Source organism: Lysinibacillus sp. Y5S-8 (genome assembly GCF_036894365.1).
Classification (GTDB): Bacteria; Bacillota; Bacilli; order Bacillales_A; family Planococcaceae; genus Lysinibacillus; species Lysinibacillus fusiformis_D.
Genome location: NZ_CP145889.1, coordinates 2,515,542 through 2,531,459 on the forward strand (window position 1 = coordinate 2,515,542; position 15,918 = coordinate 2,531,459).

The 15,918-nt window shown below is 35.9% G+C and carries 19 protein-coding genes and 1 pseudogene; 7 read left to right on the plus strand and 13 right to left on the minus strand.

The genetic code is table 11. The features are described from left to right. Positions 1-44 precede the first annotated feature (44 nt). The 4 genes from V6670_RS12250 to V6670_RS12265 all read right to left on the minus strand — a co-directional run bounded on the left by V6670_RS12250 (position 45) and on the right by V6670_RS12265 (position 2,409). Complete coding sequence (locus tag V6670_RS12250) at positions 45-467, minus strand: hypothetical protein (protein WP_141905650.1); 423 nt, start codon at positions 465-467, stop codon at positions 45-47. Between the two features lie 9 nt (positions 468-476). Beyond that, positions 477-1,130, minus strand: coding sequence for a DUF4258 domain-containing protein (locus V6670_RS12255; protein WP_141905651.1), 654 nt, complete (start codon positions 1,128-1,130; stop codon positions 477-479). Between the two features lie 379 nt (positions 1,131-1,509). Continuing rightward, entirely contained in the window at positions 1,510-2,127 is a 618-nt protein-coding gene (locus tag V6670_RS12260; RefSeq protein WP_338651265.1) for a hypothetical protein, read from the minus strand. A gap of 72 nt (positions 2,128-2,199) precedes the next feature. Next, on the minus strand, positions 2,200-2,409 hold the full coding sequence (locus V6670_RS12265; protein ID WP_186436240.1) for a DUF3954 domain-containing protein: 210 nt from the start codon (positions 2,407-2,409) through the stop codon (positions 2,200-2,202). A gap of 307 nt (positions 2,410-2,716) precedes the next feature. On the opposite strand from V6670_RS12265, the gene V6670_RS12270 reads away from it, so the two are divergent. Next, a complete protein-coding gene (locus V6670_RS12270) occupies positions 2,717-3,052 on the plus strand; it encodes a hypothetical protein (RefSeq protein ID WP_141905653.1) in 336 nt (111 codons plus the stop codon). A gap of 318 nt (positions 3,053-3,370) precedes the next feature. Here V6670_RS12270 and V6670_RS12275 read toward each other — a convergent pair whose 3' ends face one another. Continuing rightward, entirely contained in the window at positions 3,371-3,538 is a 168-nt protein-coding gene (locus V6670_RS12275) for a hypothetical protein (RefSeq protein ID WP_186436241.1), read from the minus strand. Positions 3,539-3,557: 19 nt separating this feature from the next. On the opposite strand from V6670_RS12275, the pseudogene V6670_RS12280 reads away from it, so the two are divergent. From V6670_RS12280 to V6670_RS12295, 4 genes and pseudogenes are all read left to right on the plus strand, one after another. Beyond that, a pseudogene (locus V6670_RS12280) lies at positions 3,558-4,079 on the plus strand (DMT family transporter); the annotation flags it as partial. A 23-nt stretch (positions 4,080-4,102) separates the two neighbouring features. Beyond that, positions 4,103-4,237: a YrzO family protein gene (locus V6670_RS12285; protein ID WP_080717008.1), complete on the plus strand. Its 135-nt coding sequence runs from the start codon at positions 4,103-4,105 to the stop codon at positions 4,235-4,237. Between the two features lie 229 nt (positions 4,238-4,466). After that, a complete protein-coding gene (locus V6670_RS12290) occupies positions 4,467-4,589 on the plus strand; it encodes a hypothetical protein (protein WP_338651266.1) in 123 nt (40 codons plus the stop codon). 138 nt (positions 4,590-4,727) lie between these two features. Further along, entirely contained in the window at positions 4,728-4,844 is a 117-nt protein-coding gene (locus tag V6670_RS12295) for a YjcZ family sporulation protein (protein WP_080717009.1), read from the plus strand. A 360-nt stretch (positions 4,845-5,204) separates the two neighbouring features. On the opposite strand, the gene V6670_RS12300 is transcribed toward V6670_RS12295, so the two are convergent. The 5 genes from V6670_RS12300 to V6670_RS12320 form a co-directional block, all read right to left on the minus strand. Then, positions 5,205-5,387 (minus strand): hypothetical protein, encoded by a 183-nt coding sequence (locus V6670_RS12300; protein ID WP_338651267.1) that lies wholly within the window; start codon positions 5,385-5,387, stop codon positions 5,205-5,207. Between the two features lie 540 nt (positions 5,388-5,927). Then, positions 5,928-6,803 (minus strand): cation diffusion facilitator family transporter, encoded by an 876-nt coding sequence (locus V6670_RS12305; protein ID WP_141905655.1) that lies wholly within the window; start codon positions 6,801-6,803, stop codon positions 5,928-5,930. A gap of 631 nt (positions 6,804-7,434) precedes the next feature. Next, complete coding sequence (locus V6670_RS12310; RefSeq protein ID WP_338651268.1) at positions 7,435-8,091, minus strand: hypothetical protein; 657 nt, start codon at positions 8,089-8,091, stop codon at positions 7,435-7,437. 46 nt (positions 8,092-8,137) lie between these two features. Next, on the minus strand, positions 8,138-8,611 hold the full coding sequence (locus V6670_RS12315; RefSeq protein WP_141905657.1) for a GNAT family N-acetyltransferase: 474 nt from the start codon (positions 8,609-8,611) through the stop codon (positions 8,138-8,140). Positions 8,612-8,942: 331 nt separating this feature from the next. Further along, a complete protein-coding gene (locus tag V6670_RS12320) occupies positions 8,943-10,418 on the minus strand; it encodes a methyl-accepting chemotaxis protein (RefSeq protein WP_338651270.1) in 1,476 nt (491 codons plus the stop codon). Between the two features lie 137 nt (positions 10,419-10,555). Here V6670_RS12320 and V6670_RS12325 point away from each other — a divergent pair, with 137 nt between their 5' ends. After that, the gene (locus tag V6670_RS12325; protein WP_338651271.1) at positions 10,556-11,518 is read left to right on the plus strand and encodes an MBL fold metallo-hydrolase; all 963 of its coding nucleotides are present in this window, start codon (positions 10,556-10,558) and stop codon (positions 11,516-11,518) included. Positions 11,519-11,763: 245 nt separating this feature from the next. Here V6670_RS12325 and V6670_RS12330 read toward each other — a convergent pair whose 3' ends face one another. Next, positions 11,764-13,581, minus strand: a complete 1,818-nt coding sequence (locus V6670_RS12330; RefSeq protein ID WP_338651272.1) for a DNA ligase D — start codon at positions 13,579-13,581, stop codon at positions 11,764-11,766. 107 nt (positions 13,582-13,688) lie between these two features. Here V6670_RS12330 and V6670_RS12335 point away from each other — a divergent pair, with 107 nt between their 5' ends. After that, positions 13,689-14,510: a Ku protein gene (locus V6670_RS12335; RefSeq protein ID WP_338651273.1), complete on the plus strand. Its 822-nt coding sequence runs from the start codon at positions 13,689-13,691 to the stop codon at positions 14,508-14,510. A 29-nt stretch (positions 14,511-14,539) separates the two neighbouring features. On the opposite strand, the gene V6670_RS12340 is transcribed toward V6670_RS12335, so the two are convergent. Next, positions 14,540-15,061, minus strand: coding sequence for an AAA family ATPase (locus tag V6670_RS12340; RefSeq protein WP_338651274.1), 522 nt, complete (start codon positions 15,059-15,061; stop codon positions 14,540-14,542). Positions 15,062-15,364: 303 nt separating this feature from the next. Continuing rightward, positions 15,365-15,895: a dihydrofolate reductase family protein gene (locus tag V6670_RS12345; protein WP_141905663.1), complete on the minus strand. Its 531-nt coding sequence runs from the start codon at positions 15,893-15,895 to the stop codon at positions 15,365-15,367. Positions 15,896-15,918: the final 23 nt, after the last annotated feature.

Consider the following 15,918-nt stretch of genomic DNA (forward strand, 5'->3'; position numbering starts at 1 on the left):
AGGTACTCATTTTTGAATGAGCGCCTGGGCCTTTGCTTTAAATCCTAATCAAATTCTTTTTTTATCTGTAATGCAAATTGTTCAATAGATTTTCTATCTTGATAAATTGTAATACCAATACCGGAACGAGTAGCTCTATGAGAGTTATATTCTCCTGCATCAATCCAAAATTGGAATTGATAAATCTGTTCATCAATTAGGTCACTATTATTCGCTAAAATAGCAAATGAAAAAGATGGATCCGTTGAGTCCCATACTTCTGCTTCCAATAATTCGTCCCAATTATTTAATATCAGCGTATGCAGCATTATAAGATCACTTCGTAAAACCAAAAACTTAAAATCTAAATGATGTTCACCACAATTAAGTTTAATCAAAATATTACTAGAAACAGTATCACTCTCTATATTAACCACTTCTAAACTTGTCTTTGATGCATCAAATGATCTATCGTATAAGGTTGCCATAATTAAATCTTACCATCCCCAGTTACTACTAATAAATTTCTTAGCGATTTCCCCACTATCAGGTTTGTAAACCGTTACAACCTCTTTTGAATTCCCTATAAACACTACATTAATATTTTGATCTTTATCATAAATAGCTCTAGCACGTGTATGTTTATCCATGAATTTTTTTCCATTTACAATTGCATCAGCAACTTGTTTGGAAGAAAGTTGACGTGCATTAGCCTGTATAACTGCGTGTGAAGAAAATTTCACTGTTGCTTTTGGAATTTGTTTTACAACTAGTTTAACACATGTAGTTGCAACGAACCATACAATCGGAGCGACCCTCGGAGCAACAATAAATTGTTCAGATTCCAGTGAATTCATAAAAGGAGTTCGTGCAGTGTTAATAGAATCCCAAAAATATTGTCTTTCAACATCGGTAAATGATTCATATAGTTCCTTAAATTCCGGATGCTCATTTATATAATTTTCAGTATCTAAAATGTATTTATTATATTCCTCTGTATCTAGTTGAGGAACTAATAATTCAGTTTCCGAATATAAACTTTCATTTTGATCATTATCTGTGAATTCCATTGCTGAGGCAGCTGGTGGAAATACAATGCTAATTAATAAAGTAAATGTTAGTAAAATACTAATAATTTTTGTATGTTTCATGATTTATCCCTTCAAACTTGTATTTGATTCACTAGCAAATCCTTACCTCGAGTTAATTATTATCCTATCGTTGGTAACTTCCCCAATTCAATATTATGTTCACGCCACTTTTTTGACGGTGTGAACGCCATTAATTTGGCGCTACTCAAAGGAAATTCGTCAAGTCCGCCAAATCACGCCACTTATTCCCATCTTTTTTCAGTGCTATATATACATTTATAGCGTTAACTCAATTTTATGCTTGACATTTTCAATAAAAACAAAAAATATTGCTAATAACAAGTTCACTAATTTGACTATTGACATATCATTTACATTACTATTCTTATAATATTTTTATGAAATGCCCATTACCGATTAAGGTAACAGGCATTTGCTGTTAAACGCTACGTTGTGCAATGATAATCTTCAATCCTTCAAAATCACCACTTGTCATAGTTCCATTATCGAATTTTTCAAGCCATGACTTATCAATCACCTTTTTGTCTACGGCTTGTTGAATGTAATCACGTACTGCAGCTTTTGCGGTTGTGCTTGTGAATTTCATAGTATCATCCTCCTTTTGTTTTTGTGTATCCTCTACAATGAGTTGTACCTTTTCAGCCTTACTAAAGGCCATTTGCTCTGCTCGTATCATAATGAAAGCGGTACGTTCATTTTCCGTTAAACCGGCCATAGCTTGATTAGCTTTATCTTTAATATCAAACATTCTCTCAATTTCTTTAATGGCCGAATTGTCGTAACTAGAATCAATTACTTCTGCAAGCACGTCAGGGGACTTTTTGTCGCTATCGACATACATAATTAAGTCTTGCATTAAATGATGATCCATAACATAAACATCTGTATGAGTAGCAGCTCTATACTCTGCTGGATCATAACCTGTTTCCATCCATTTACTAGCCTCCAACATATCCCGCTCCATACTTGAACTTCCTCCTGCCTTTAGCTCTTTAAGTGATTGTTTGTATTCATCGATTAAGTCTGGGAAGTACATGGCCCTCTTCCTTTCTATTCTATGTAAAAATAAAAAGGACACTAATAGAGCTGACATAATTGCCAACAACTATTAGTGTCCATCGGTTTTTCCGTAAGGACGATTATTTTTTTTAATACGTATACGTTCAGCCCGCTCCACATCAAGTACTTGACCATTGTGCCAAATGATTATATCTTGCCCAAATGCTTTGGGTTTTAGTGGTGTAATGATACCATCTTGTACGATGTATACACCGTTTTCAGATGTGTTGATTTTTTCGATAGATGTCTGTTTTGTCATAGTTTTTCCCCCTATGATATAATCAATTATCTGGCTGAACTTATAAAAAGGCAGTAACCAATTCAACGGCTGTAGTGTGTGACGACACTACAGTTTTTTTATTTGCTTTTTGTATTTATTCTTCCCTTCTTTCTAAGATCTTAGAAAATGATGCAAATTCAGCTATCAAGGTTTTTACAAGCAAATTATATCTAATCATTCCACTTAACTTACAATCAAAATACAAAATTACTATATATTGACTTTTATGCAAAATAATTATAATATAATGTTGCTAGGGGAAAAAATAGAACTGGAGGGAATAACAATGAACAATAATATTAGAAAGTATATTTTAGGTTTTAGCTTCATATCAGCTTTACTACTTCTGTTTTCAATTTATCCATCAGTTAATGCTTCGGCAGCAGAAATTAACGTTTCTCAAAACTCTAGTCAATCAGAGAATATTAGCCCATACGCCAAGTATTCTGAATATGTTACGGTATATAAAAGATATACATCACCCCCACCATCATCAATTCTTCACTCTCAAAAAATTGGAAGCTTTGAATACTCTGGATATATAAATCTTTTCGATTATGTTTATGATCCAGATGCAGGTTTATATTTTGCAACATATAAAGGTTGGATTTACGCAGATTAAAATAGAATTACCGATTACCGAATCATATTCCCTAGTATCTTTTGTAAATATTTTTTGGTTTTAAATATGAACTACTACTGTGAACTCTAAATTAGTAGTTATCAAACTAATCCATAGCATGGTTATGTTATGGATTTTTATCGATGTCTTAACACTGTTGCTTGTGCATTATTACTAAGGCTTTTTCATTATTTACAACTCTTATTAACCTTTCCGTTGCATTTAATTAAAACAACGTTTGCTGCTTGTAACCATACTCTCCAGCAAATGGATTAATCCATAAGACCTCAACCCTTGATTTCCCTGCAACAGGCTTCCCTAATTTGGTTTCTTTAACCCAGCCTTTAAGTACATCTTTGTAAAGATCATTGTCAAACCCCTATAATAAAACTGGACCGAATGTTTTAATAAATGATCAAGTAAATTTTCATGGTCGTTATCCGTCATTTCATGTTCATAAATAGCACCATTTCGTGTAGCTACCATATATGGCGTATTGGTGTACATTAACTTCTTACTTACACTTAAGCATAATCTGTTTTCACTCGCATTTATCCTCATTGGTGTTGTTGGATGGGTGATTTATACGATGGGTGGAGCATCATTTAGTGATTGGTCTACACTTCGCTATTCAACATTGACATGTGTTTTTGGAACAATTGTAACAGGTTTCTTAACAGTGTTATTTACAATCCAAGGGCATGTGTCTATGCCAAACATAGGAACGATTTCTGCAGTTAAGTATGATTTATTATTCATGATGATATTACCAGGTTTTGTGGCATTACTTAGTTGGAACTATGGCGTAAGAATTTTATCGTCCGTAAATGCAATTTTATTCATTAACTTCGTCCCAATCACAACATTAGTCATTATGATGATCCAAGGATATAAAATAACAATTTTTGATGTTGCAGGGACATTGCTTGTTATTATCGCCCTCATGCGAAACAATGTATATCAGCGTAAAGAAGAAAACGAGCATCAGAAGAATTTACTAAAGGAACAGTTGAGTAAGGTTATTTGATTTAAACGTTTGGAGGTTTTTATATGTATGAAAGTTTATTATTCTTCTTTGCTGCTGCAATTGGCTTAGAGCTTGCTGCAATTAATCGAAATGGTCGTAAAAAAATAGAACAGCAGGCTGAAATGATACAGCTATTAAAAGATGTACTTAGAAAATAATTAAGTTTAATAAAGGCATTATTAGGAATATTGATTACTATGTATCTTCAAGATGTTATAGTGCGTATCTGACTAAGCCATCGAAGGGCATAAACCAATTCGAGCTGTGGCGTCTACAAACGTTGCGGCTTTTTTTTATTCAACGCCTTTGAACTATTTGAAACCTTTTCCAGTTTCATCCGTAAATTAATGCAGACAGTTTTCCTTTATCATTATTAGGAGGTTTCCGATGAATACTTTTGCTTTAATAGCTTTTCTATTTGCAGCAGCTTCTTTTGCTTTTGCTTCATCAGCTGATGCTAAGATTAAAAAGCTAGAAAAACGTATCGAAGAACTTGAAAAAAACAAGTAATTACTTTAATACATAAATAGGTTAATAGAGTGATTAAATTATTTTTTTACGAAAGGAAGGAATGATTAATTAGATGAATAGCATCTCTCCTATCTATAACTCTACATATTCTAGATTATAGAAAGGGGGAGATTTAATATGGGAAATGAAGTTTATCATACAGACTATGGCAAACATGATAATTTATCATTTGCACTAATCGTTGTCCTATTTATTCTTTTAATTATTGTTGGCGCTCGTTTTATGCATAAGTAACACCTTTATTATTGGCTACATCCATAAACGCCTTCTTTAAGCTACCATAATCTAATGCTATCTAACATCCTTATACACACTTATTATGATCAAAGGGTCTTCCCCCACCCCAGTGACCCTTTTATTAATTTCTTTTCTCACCTGCATATTTTGTCACAACTCGTTTACTGAACACTTTCTTTCAACTACTTATTTATCTCATTCCCATAGGCTTGACTTCCCTTTTGTCAGCACTGGCTTAGATAACACTTTCACTGTATTCAGCTTCCATGCATAACAGCCACTCCTCAAATCACCAAAGTGCAGTTCATCGACCTCTAATTATTTCTGAATTCAATGACCATTTAACTGATTTAGAAGTTAAATGACAACACCCATTGGTAAATTTGCATTTCCAATTCCATGCTTTTGAAGCGCTTTTTTAATTAGGGGACATTCACAATATCCTATGTCCATTGTTTTACCAGCTTGGATAGCAATTGGATCAAGGTGTTGCCCAACTACATGTTTCAATTTTTTCTCACCAAGAGTGATTAAGCTCACTCAAGGTTGCTTAATTGTGGTAGCTTTCATCAGACAATCCCCTTCTAAAGCAAGCTCAACTGCTCATATATTTTTTGACAGGTATGTCTCAAACATGCTATGCACTGTTTCTACCATTTCAAGCACAACGAACAACCGCTTCTGCTACTCCAAAGTGTTCTAACAGCTCTTTACACTACATTAACCTTCATCATTTCGACAGTCTTTTATTTAAAAGATATCCATTAGCTTATGAATATCATTTAGACTGTCTCCAAAACACCATGCTACTACGCAAAAAAATAACATCTATTTAGCTATGTTAATTAATGTCATGATTTGATTGAAGTTTTTCAATGACTTGCAAAAGAATGAAGAGTAAGATATCAAAGAAAAAAACTGTGACAAACATTGTATTTGCCACAGTCTGAAAGCCGCGAATTGAATTGTAGGTGCTATTATAAAATTTTATCATTACAAATTTAATTATTATTGAATTGGACAGGAATGTACCAAAACTCCTCAAACTTGATGAATGTTCATCGTAACTGCTATACCCGACTATGCTTCCTTGGGTTCAACATGTACATGCACTTCATAAACGCCTTGTTCTTCAACCATATTTTTTTCAACAACAGACGCGACATCGTGAGCTTCCGTTATATCTAAGTTTGCATCTACAAGAATGACGACGTCTATCACCTCGTTGTTACCATAATTTCTCCCTCTGATTTCTTTCAGCCCTTTGACTCCATCTATTTTTAAAATAATATCTTTGTATGTTTGAAGAATTTTCTCATCAAATCCATCAGAAAGTTCATGAGAAGCTTCTTTAAAGATGTCCCAAGCTGTTTTACAAATGATGAAACCTACCACTATAGCAGTTACCGTATCCAACCAAGGCATATGTAGTTGTGATCCTAAAATCCCTACAGCAGTGCCAATACTTACCCAAGCGTCTGACAAATTATCTTTAGCGGCAGCCATGACTGCTTTACTATTTATCTTGTCAGCCAATTTTTTATTGTAACGATAGACAGCATACATAACCACTGCTGATCCTAACCCAACATAGGCTGCGATCATATCTGGAGATTCTTTTCCACCTTGAAAAATGGACGTAAAAGCACCCACTAATACTTGAATACCAACTGCCATCATAATAAATGAAGCTACCATCGATGCAATGGTTTCACTTTTCCAATGACCGTATCGATGATCATGGTCTGCAGGTTTTTGAGAAAGCTTTAGCCCTATAAGTACTGCAATAGAAGCAATAATATCGGTCGTATTATTTAGCCCATCCGCCTTCAAAGCTTCTGAACCCGTCATGTATCCCATTGCAACTTTTATGATGGACAAAACTATATAGGCAATAATACTGATGATTGCGCCACGCTCACCTAATTTAAGATTATTATATCTTTCTGCTTCCAATTCACTTACCTCCCACTTACGTACATTTTTATAATAACAACTCAACATCGAGTGGGTCTACAGCAACCTTTTTGCCTTACTATACATAAGTAGGGGGAGTATAAAAGTGTTGATTATGGGAAAAAATACAGCCTTAAGGAAGAAACTTAGGCACTGGTTGAAAACCTAGAAATTATTATTTTAAACGAATAAAATAATATAGAATCTGTTCTTTAAGATTTTTTCCTCCAACGAACACACCTTACAAAACTTGGTCATTTCCATATTTGGGAGTGACCCTTTTTATGTTAGGTCATTTGCTGACATACAAAGAGCTTACTTCAATCTTCTGCAAATAACTGTACCAATATCTCTTGGCTGACTTGCGCCTGTAACGATAGCTATTTTACTCATCGTTCTTAACCTCCATTTTATAGGATATAGAGGTGTTCATTGATATAAAAAAGGAGCATAACCAAACTGGTCTGCTCAGTCTTTAGTATTAACGTACAACCTCATCCTAAATTGGCTCTCCTCTCTATATAAGAGGGATGCGCTACTATTTATTTCTTGGATTGTTCATGCCAGAGTCTTTCTATACAGCTCTTTTCTAATCAATAATCTGCATTTAAAAAACTTTTGTCATAACCCTCTAATCTAAAATTTTGATGTTATTTTGAACATCGATAGAAAATTGCTCTACATCATAATGATGTTTCTTGATCATGTCTTCCGCTAGCTGATAAACCTGCTTTTGTATCATGTTATTTTTCTCTTGTGTTAAATTAATCCTTATCTGAATTTCCTCAGATGTAATACTATGATCGATACTGAAGATGCCATAATTTTGGTCAATCATTTCTTCAAATAGATTGGCTAGGACATCATTATAGCTTAGTCGCGTTGACCTAGGCTCTGCTGGTTCGTAAAGATTTTTTAACGTTAATTGAAAAAAAACGGGATTTAAATTATTTTCTTTCAACACATTCAACATAAGTTCTTCTATTTTTTGTTTGGTGCTAGTATCAGCCTTGTCTGGTAATGACACGAGAAGTTCGATTTTGTCATTAGGCAGAACCCCGTAATCTAATTGAAAGCTATAATTTTCTTTGCGCAAGGCATGGGAAATCTCACTGATTAAAAATTGATATTGCTGAATATAACCCAATAATTCATTATTGCTGGGCTGTGGCACTGAAACATTAGATTTTTCAGCATATTGAATAGGTGCATTCGCCAAAAGGAAAAATCCACTACAAACAATGACAGCTAGTAGAAACCATAACGTAAATACCTTTTTGATAAACATTTATAGCCCCCTTATTCGGGACTATATGCAAGTTCTGTAAAGCTAATTACGGTAGAATCTTATAAAACAACACACGATCTTGATTTTCGCCACCGTAATTGCTGTGGACGGACACCTTATCCATCTCTTTGTCACCCTTTTCCATTCTAAAGCCCATATTCGTATGAAAGGCTATCGAAATTTCGTTTATAGGTGACGTGACACATTTCACAATATTTCGATGATATTGCTTCACTACATGAAAGAATACGTCGTATAACCTTTTTGCAATATTCTGTTTTCTGTAATCAGGATGGACCCCAACAAAATGGATAAATGCTTCATTTGAGTTAGCCTGCGATAAAAACCCTACAAGAAAGCCAATAATTTCGCCATCCTTTTCCATAATTAGGCTAGTATTCGTAAAATGATCAAAAAATAATTTGGGCAGCTTATCTGACATATTCCTACCTCCCCACCACTCATTAATCAATGGAGATAAAATATAGTAATCTGAACTTTTTAAGCTACGAATGTTCATGGAATCCCTCCTCTATTTTCAACTCATCCTGTAACATTTGGCAACGGATTAGGTGCTACTACAATTAAATAAATCGTTACAATCACCATAGCAAACACGCTACCAATACGTATGAATTTGATTTACAAATCAGATAACGTTGGCGTTTCTTTATAGCGCCAACGTTCAAAAAATAAAACTTTCCTCTGGATTATATAAGCTCCATCTACAATAACCATAAACAGGTATGGATAAAACAATGCTGATGAATAACATCTATATACCCTCCATCTACAATGTTAAATCATATTCTCATTTTACCCTACCATTTATTTCAATTTCAATGATTCAATCAAACCTTTGCCATCACTAATGATTTTAAGGTATCACTTAACGTCTGAATGCGATTGGTCGTATCGGTCATCTTCACCAGTAGCTGATTTTCATCTTCCACTGAATGTAAAATATCGCCTGTGGACTCAGCATTTTGCTCGGTCATTTTATTAAGTCTTTCAATTTGCACTTGGATTGTCTCGAACTGTGAAATCGCACTGCTTAATTCATGCATTCCCCTAGTTAAATCTGTATTGGTTTGAGCAAATGAATCCTTCAAGACATTTAAGAAATGACTGACTTCCTGCAACAATTGTTCCCCATGCTGTAACGCTTTCTCACCATCGTCAGAACGTTGATGTGCTGCTGTTGATTTTTCAAACAAGGTTTTCGTCACATTTGTAATACTTACGGTAATCGCCGCGCTTTCCTCTGCTAGCTTGCGTACCTCATCTGCCACTACGGCAAATCCTTTACCATGCTCCCCTGCTCTGGCCGCCTCTATGGCCGCGTTCAATGCCAATAAATTGGTCTGCTCTGCAATATGCGTAATTCCCTTTAATAGACTATCTACCGTTTGCAAGCTGTGCTGTAGCTCATTTACAGTTTCTGCAGTTGAGCTCATCGCATAACTCATCACGCTCATCTGGGCCATCGCCTCCTGCATTTTGTTCCAACCTGCCAAAACCTCCTGCTGCAGCTCAGTTGATTTTCCTACGGTATCCTTTGATATGGTCAAAGTTTCATTGACGAAATGGACGGAATCGCCCATTGTGCCATGAATCACTTGCAGACTAGAGGCTTCCTGCTGAATACTTGCCGAAATAGCCTCTGTCGCTAGCAATATTTGTTTACTAGAGCCTGAAATCCTTTGCATCGTTTGCTGGAATTGCGTGACATGCTCATCCAAGGCCTGACTGCTTTTTTCGATTTCAAGAAAGGTATTTTGTAACTGATTGAAGGATGCTTGTACCTCATTTTGCTGCGCCTTTGCATGTTCAATCAGCTCATTCCCCCATTTGGCCAGCAAGTAAAAGACAATAATCACGCCATTCATAATCGCTAGAAGTGTTACAAAGACGATGATATCATCAAATGGGCCCAACAAGGATGACGAGTTGACCATATATAAAATGAAAAAGCTAAGATTTGTTAGAATACCAAAGAAGACAATTAATTCTTTTTTAAAATACAAGGCAATAATGGCCACCGTGCATAGTAAAATATAATGCTTATTTAATGAAAAGCTATCAAGCAAAAATAGTGTAAAAACAACACTTGATGGAATTAAGCCAAAGATAAAACCTTTGACATACGTTTTGATGGGTAATAAATAATTACAAACTGCCAATGAAATGACAGCAAGCCCAATAAATAAAAAATGTATTCCTTTCGATAGAATCATTGGTCCGCAAATTAAAATGGCTAAGATTGAGATGATAGTCAAATTGACACGGTGGACTTTCCGTGTGTCGTAACGAATTTTATTCTCCATTTTTATCCCCCTAAAAAATGAATGGACATTCAGTTTAATTTTCTATTATTATATAGTATAACTACTACTTTTTGTAGCTAAATATTGCATTCAAAAGCATATTTTAGTCATTTTTGAAATAAAAGGGGGAAATTCACTTGACTAATGTCCAACAAATCGCACCAAATTTCTATTGTATTGACACTCATGATTTAAATCGTGAGCAGCGAACGAGCTCCTATTTATTAATGGATGAAAAAATTACCTTGATCGAAACTTCTGCAAGCCCTTCCGTTCCTTATATTATGGCAGGATTAAAGGAATTAAATATCGTATTAGAGGATATTCACTATGTAATCGTGACACATATCCATTTAGATCATGCTGGCGGCGCAGGTTTATTTTTACAAAGCTGTCCTAATGCCAAATTAGTAGTCCATCCACGAGGGGCGGCTCACATGATTGATCCAAGTCGCCTTATTTCCAGTGCAAAGAGCGTTTATGGTGCTGAATTTGATAAACTCTTTGATCCAATTGTGCCTATCGATGCTATGCGAATTATTGAGGTTAGCCATGAACAGCGTCTATCTTTAGGACAACATCATTTAACGTTCTTTCATACAGAAGGTCATGCTAAACATCATGTTTCAATGCTTTATTCTGCTACAAATGGCTTGTTTGTTGGGGATACAACAGGCGTTCGTTACCCAGAAATGGATGGTGAAGCGATTGATTTAATCATTCCGTCGACTTCTCCAAACCAGTACGACCCAGAAACAATGGAGCTATCTCTTCAATTGTATGAAAAGCTCCATGCAAGTGAACTATATATTGGCCATTACGGTGCGTATAAAAATCCAACAGAGGCTTATCGTCAGGTGCGCTATTGGACGCCTCTCTTTCTAGCAGAGGGCAGAAACGCACAAGCGGCATCAAGCGACTTCCAGCAGCAAGTTCGCTATCTAGATGATCGCTTAAAGGCGCTTTTATTCAGCTATTTACAGGAAAACGACATTCCCACAGATCATCCAGTCTATCAAACAATCCCGTTCGATACGATTGTGTCATCAATGGGCATACTGGATTACTTAGAAAAAGTAAATACCCAGGCGTCACGCTAACAGTAAAAAGAGGTGTCTCTAGTGATTTTGGAGACACCTCTTTTCTGCAAGATAGTGGGGGCGAAATGCTCAGCTTCAAGTAAAGACTCTCCACTTGCATCCCTATAAAGGGGACTGCTGCTAATGTAGTCAAAACTAGCCTATTTTTCAGTAGGACTGCTTTTTTCCTACTAGCTGATGCTTGCTTATTCTTTTTACTAGGTTTAGAAGGGCCATGTATTTACATAAATAAATTTGAAAAGGAATCATTCTTTTAAACGATCCAAAGCAGCTTGAAAATCCTGTTGCTCCCCCACCTCACGAAATGATTGAAAGGGGTTACTCCCTTTTTTCATACGTTCCATGACAGCAGGAATCGTGAAGAACTCTGGTGATAGACTCTCATGAACTTCCTCCCAATGCAGCGGTGTTGCGACTAAGCCCTGTACATTGCCACGAGTGGAATAGGGAGCAATAATGGTTTTACCCTCAGCATGCTGTAAATAATCTAAATATAATTTTTCATGACGATTCTTTTTTAAACGCTCCATTGTATATAAATTCGGTTTTTGCTGACATAAAAAACGACAAACAAATTCAGTAAACACACGCACCTCTTCATAGCTAAAAGTATTTTCGGGTAATGGAATATAAAGCTGTAAGCCTTTCCCGCCCGATGTTTTGACAAAAGATTGTAGATTAAAAAAGTCAATAATGTCCTTTAAATCAAGTGCACCTGTAATAGCTAATGAAAAATGCTGCGCTGAGGGAGGATCCAAATCGAAAACAATTTCTGTTGGATAAATGGAATGCTGTGTCTGAAATGGAATGTGCAGCTCTATAGCCAGTTGATTTCCTAACCACAAAAGAGTTTCCATATTGTTACATATTATAGTATCAATATGTTCCATCACCGTCGTTGCCACAAAATCAGGCAATTTTTCTGGTCTACTTTTTTGATAAAAGCTTTCTCCTGGCACACCATGTGGAAATCGTATTAATGTTAGTGGACGATCCTTTAGAAAAGGTAATAAATAGGGCGCGATGTTTTGTAAATAGGATAAATAATAATCCTTTGTTATACCCATTTCAGACCACACTGGTTTCTCTGGATGGGTAATGGGTACTGATTCGGGGATTGGAAAAAGCTGCCGCTGCATATGCTGCCATTGACAATCCTCTGGTGATAGCTCTAATCGGAAAGCATGAAATCTAGGCTCTCGAAGCTTACTGCCGTCGAAATCTATACATGCGATATCAACACAAATAGAAGGCTCTAACTGCCATAGTTCTTTATGGCGCTGCCCATTTGCCTGAAAGAATGCGACAAGTGTTTGCTGTTCTTCTTCAGCCATGCCATGTTTAAATGTAACGACTTCTCGTACTTGTCCCTCATCATAAATTGAGCCATGAAAATAGCCATTGACCTGATCATACTGCGTTACTATGACCGTCACATAACGCCAATTTTTAATTTTTAACCAATGACTAGAACGGGTGTTATCCAGCCATTTACTTGTTTTCTTCTTCGCCACCATGCCCTCACCATTGTAAACCTTGATGGCTTGCCATACATTCTCTCTGTCCTCATCACCTTGGATCATTTGTATAGACCTTGGATCCTCATAGTCAACGTTTGGCAGTTTTAATCTTGTTGCAAGCTTGGACAATTGCTCTTTACGTGTTTTTAAATAGCGGTTTTGAAGTGACACCCCTTTGAAAACTAGCACGTCAAACACAAGATAGTGTAAAGGAAAAGCTTTTGCATGTGTCTCAATGGCATCTTGATTTTGCATTCTCCCTCTTTTTTGAACAATGGCAAATTCGCTTTTGTATTGATTGCGTAAATAAACTAACTCCCCATCTAAGGTTAGTGGTAAAAATGCTTGAATGGATGCATGTATTTCCTGACAAAAAGCCAAAATTTCAGGAAATAAGTGGTTTAAATTTCGACCATTACGGCTAATGAGCAGCGGCTCTTCATCCCAAACTAATATACAGCGAAAACCGTCATATTTCGTTTCAAATAACCATTCACCGCCACTAGGAATATCATTGGTTTCCGTTAAAAGCATTGGTTTCATTTCACCATACCTACTTTGCTTTTTATTTTCAGTGTTTGATGATTTCAATTTAAGATACATAAAAAGCATCAAAATATATCATAGTAAGAAAAACGAGGTGACAAACAATGCATACAGTGTGGAAAGGCAGTATTTCCTTTGGGCTGGTTAATATCCCTGTGAAACTACATGCCGCTACTGAAAATAAAGATGTTAAATTGCGACAGCTTCACAAGGAGTGCCATACGCCGATTAGCTACAAAAAGGTTTGCGAAGGCTGTAACCAAGAAGTAAAAGATGAAGATATCGTCAAAGCTTATGAATATGCCAAAAATAAATTTGTCGTGTTGGATCAAGAGGATTTAGAAAACTTGCGTAAGGAAAATGAAGATAAAGCTGTGGAAATTATTGATTTTGTGCAATTAACTGAAATTGACCCCATTTATTTTGAGCGCACTTATTTCCTCTCTCCTGATGCAAACGGAGCTAAAGCCTATTCTTTATTACGTAAAACATTAGAGCAATCAGGAAAAATTGGCATTGCTAAAATTATTATTCGATCTAAGGAACAGCTTGCCATCGTGCGCGTTTATCAAAATGCCCTTGTGATGGAAACCATTCACTATCCAGATGAAGTGAGAAGTGTTGGGGATGTTCCAAATATTCCTAGTGAACAGGATGTTGTACCAAAGGAGCTTGAAACAGCTCTATTGCTGGTAGACCAATTGACGACTACATTCAACCCTGAAAAATATACGGACGATTACCGCAATGCTTTACTAGAATTAATCGAGGAAAAGAAAGGTACGAATACGGTGGCGACCAGTGATAAACAACGTCCAATTCCTGATAATGTCACGGATTTAATGACAGCACTACAGGCTTCCTTAGATAAAACAAAAAAGCCAGCTACAAGAAAACGTACTACACGCACAAAGAAAAATGCTTAAAAAAAGCGTATCCTTTTATCGGATACGCTTTAGAATTGTTGAAGGAAGTGATCCAAATCCTTTTTATGCTGAACCACTAAAATTTTATTTAACAGATCGCTTTGTTGTTTAAAAAATTTAGGTTTCCCCTTCTGCTCAAAGCGTTTATTCCAACGAAACATTTTAAAGAAAATCGAAAATGTTGGCTGATAATGGGCTTTTTCGATACCGATTTTTTGTTTCATAAACCGCTTCATAATACGGAAGACACGAATAGGATAAGGCGTATTGAGAAAGATGATGCAATCAGCTTGTTGGAAGCTTTCAACAACCCACTCCTCTTGATGAATTCCTTCAATAATCCAAGTGTTCGTTTGGAGAATGCTTTGTAAGTGCTCCTTTTTTTCTTCATCTGTTCGCCTAATATCCCCTGAATCCTTTCGAATCCATGCCACATTATCTAATTCATAAAAAGGAATCTGATAGGTTTTAGATAATTCCCTCGCTAATGTCGTTTTCCCACTGCCAACGGATCCAATAATATGTATTCTTTGTGGAAATCCTATCGTCACCGAATCATCCCCCATCTTATGTATCTTTGTAGAAATATTCCCTTTATTATACAATAATTTTAATGATGGTAAAGAGGAGGTTCATACATGTATCAACATGAATTCGAAAATAATCTACAAAAATATAATTATCCGACTGAATATGATTCCCTTTACGAACACTACCAAGATGATCTTCACTATATTCAGCATTATCTTAGTAAATGTATGCTAATTTCTTACCTCCATTTAGAAAGAGACTTTATCATCATATTTGATACAGTCGAATGTAAGTTCTCGCATTTTCGGATAAAGAGGCTCGATTTAAGCCTCTTTTCTCACCTGATAATGCATTTGCACCATTTGACCATATCGCTTTGTCTCTAGTAGCCTTAAATTTTCGAACGGACGTGGAGATTTAAACAAAGATATCCCTGCACCTAGCAAATGGGGAGTAATGGTAATAATCCATTCATCAATTAACTGTTCCTGTAAAAAGGCGTCTAGAATCCCCGCACCACCAACCATCCAAATTTTTGCACCTTGTTGTTCTTTTAATTGCTTAGTAAATGCGACAACATCCTCTTGAACAAACGTCACATGTTTATCTTTCCCAGATTGAGATGTTGTGAACACATAGCACTTTTTATCAGGATATGGGAACGTATCGCTATGCGCTAAAATATAATCGTATGTTCGTTTGCCCATAATAACAGTATCAATGGTTTGATACATATCGGAGTAGCCATTATCTCCCTCCCCTTCTGTTTCTTCAAGCCACTGTAAATCATCATTTTCCTTGGCAATAAATCCATCTACACTTATTCCGATAAATACCACTATTTCTCGTGACATCTCGTCAACTCCTGTTCTTTTGA

Bases quoted from the DNA above. Each gene is read 5' to 3' on its own strand.
- V6670_RS12250 (WP_141905650.1), bottom strand. From the start codon at position 467: ATGGCAACCTTATACGATAGATCATTTGATGCATCAAAGACAAGTTTA.
- V6670_RS12255 (WP_141905651.1), bottom strand. From the start codon at position 1,130: ATGAAACATACAAAAATTATTAGTATTTTACTAACATTTACTTTATTA.
- V6670_RS12260 (WP_338651265.1), bottom strand. From the start codon at position 2,127: ATGTACTTCCCAGACTTAATCGATGAATACAAACAATCACTTAAAGAG.
- V6670_RS12265 (WP_186436240.1), bottom strand. From the start codon at position 2,409: ATGACAAAACAGACATCTATCGAAAAAATCAACACATCTGAAAACGGT.
- V6670_RS12270 (WP_141905653.1), top strand. From the start codon at position 2,717: ATGAACAATAATATTAGAAAGTATATTTTAGGTTTTAGCTTCATATCA.
- V6670_RS12275 (WP_186436241.1), bottom strand. From the start codon at position 3,538: ATGGTAGCTACACGAAATGGTGCTATTTATGAACATGAAATGACGGAT.
- V6670_RS12285 (WP_080717008.1), top strand. From the start codon at position 4,103: ATGTATGAAAGTTTATTATTCTTCTTTGCTGCTGCAATTGGCTTAGAG.
- V6670_RS12290 (WP_338651266.1), top strand. From the start codon at position 4,467: ATGAATACTTTTGCTTTAATAGCTTTTCTATTTGCAGCAGCTTCTTTT.
- V6670_RS12295 (WP_080717009.1), top strand. From the start codon at position 4,728: ATGGGAAATGAAGTTTATCATACAGACTATGGCAAACATGATAATTTA.
- V6670_RS12310 (WP_338651268.1), bottom strand. From the start codon at position 8,091: ATGTTTATCAAAAAGGTATTTACGTTATGGTTTCTACTAGCTGTCATT.
- V6670_RS12315 (WP_141905657.1), bottom strand. From the start codon at position 8,611: ATGAACATTCGTAGCTTAAAAAGTTCAGATTACTATATTTTATCTCCA.
- V6670_RS12320 (WP_338651270.1), bottom strand. From the start codon at position 10,418: ATGGAGAATAAAATTCGTTACGACACACGGAAAGTCCACCGTGTCAAT.
- V6670_RS12330 (WP_338651272.1), bottom strand. From the start codon at position 13,581: ATGAAACCAATGCTTTTAACGGAAACCAATGATATTCCTAGTGGCGGT.
- V6670_RS12335 (WP_338651273.1), top strand. From the start codon at position 13,689: ATGCATACAGTGTGGAAAGGCAGTATTTCCTTTGGGCTGGTTAATATC.
- V6670_RS12345 (WP_141905663.1), bottom strand. From the start codon at position 15,895: ATGTCACGAGAAATAGTGGTATTTATCGGAATAAGTGTAGATGGATTT.